2 protein-coding genes are annotated in these 1,048 nt (G+C 70.2%); both read right to left on the minus strand.

Annotated elements, in window-relative coordinates:
* Positions 1–146: SDR family NAD(P)-dependent oxidoreductase (locus AB0H56_RS31945; RefSeq protein ID WP_357170548.1), on the minus strand; the 146-nt coding region annotated here is incomplete at its 3' end.
* Positions 143–1,048: acetyl-CoA C-acyltransferase (locus tag AB0H56_RS31950; protein WP_357170545.1), on the minus strand; the 906-nt coding region annotated here is incomplete at its 5' end. The genes AB0H56_RS31950 and AB0H56_RS31945, both read right to left, overlap by 4 nt.

A 1,048-nucleotide genomic window follows, 5' to 3' on the forward strand; every position in this document is an offset into this window, starting at 1 on the left:
TCGACGGCCTCGTCCAGGGCGTCCCTCTTGCGGGCGGTGATGACGACCTTCGCGCCGTCGTCGACCAGCCGCTGCGCGATGCCGAGCCCGATTCCACGGCTGGCGCCGGTGACGATCGCGGTCTTGCCCGCGAACCGGCCGGTCACGACAGCCGCTCCAACACCATGGCCATACCCTGGCCGCCACCGACACACATCGTCTCCAGCCCGAACTGCTTGTCGTGGAAACGCAGCGAGTTGATCAGGGTGCTGGTGATGCGGGCACCGGTCATGCCGAACGGATGACCCACCGCGATCGCGCCACCGTTGACATTCAGCTTGTCCTCGGGGATGCCGAGCTCGCGCGCCGAACCGAGCACCTGCACGGCGAACGCCTCGTTGATCTCGACCAGGTCGATGTCGTCGATGGTGAGACCGGCACGGCGCAGCGCCTGCTTGGACGCCTCGATCGGGCCAAGACCCATGATCTCCGGCGACAGCCCGGACACGCCCGTGCTGACCACCCGCGCCAGCGGCACCAGACCCAGATCCCTGGCCTTGGTGTCGGACATGATCACCAGCGCGGCCGCGCCGTCGTTGAGCGCGCAGCAGTTGCCCGCCGTCACGGTGCCGTCGGGCCGGAACACCGGCTTCAGCTGCCTCACCGCCTCCAGCGTGACGCCCGCGCGGGGTCCGTCGTCGGCACCGACCACCGTGCCGTCGGGCAGCGTCACCGGGGTGATGTCGGTGGCCCAGAAACCGTTCGCGATGGCCTTCTCGGCCAGGTTCTGCGAGCGCACGCCGAACGCGTCCTGCTCGGCGCGGGTGATCCCGGTGTACTGCGCGACGTTCTCGGCGGTCTGACCCATGGCGATGTACACATCGGGCAGCGACGCGTTGGCACGCGGGTCGGCCCACGGCGCGGCGCCGCCCTCGGCCCGCTGTGCCGTACGGGCCACGGCGTCGGCGAAGACCGGGTTCTGGGTGTCGGGCAGCCCGTCGGCGTTGCCCTTCCCGAAACGGCTGACGGTCTCCACGCCGGCCGAGATGAACACGTCACCCTCGCCCGC

The sequence above is a fragment of the Nocardia sp. NPDC050717 genome (assembly GCF_040654275.1).
Lineage (GTDB): Bacteria > Actinomycetota > Actinomycetes > Mycobacteriales > Mycobacteriaceae > Nocardia.